Here is a 204-nt window from a genome sequence, read left to right as displayed (position 1 = left end):
ACGTGAGGTTCGTGCGCCAGTACGTGGCCACCAGCAATACCCGGTCCTCCAGCGGCAGTCGCCAGGGACGGCCTCGCTGGATGTCGCCGCCACGACGCCGCACCAACGCCACCAGCCTGGCGAACTGCACCTCGGTCAACCCGGAGAACGGCTCGATCCACTTCGGATCATCCGCTGAGATCACCCCACCCATGCCCAGCCAAC

General features: G+C 66.7%; 1 pseudogene. It reads right to left on the bottom strand.

Annotation, left to right across the window (positions count from 1 at the left end):
* Window positions 1-193 (bottom strand): annotated as a pseudogene (locus IO24_RS0140265) (IS5 family transposase); the annotation flags it as partial.
* Window positions 194-204: the final 11 nt, after the last annotated feature.

This window comes from Streptomyces flavovariabilis (genome assembly GCF_000725785.1).
Lineage (GTDB): Bacteria > Actinomycetota > Actinomycetes > Streptomycetales > Streptomycetaceae > Streptomyces > Streptomyces hawaiiensis.
This window is presented reverse-complemented; position numbering and strand designations above follow the sequence as displayed.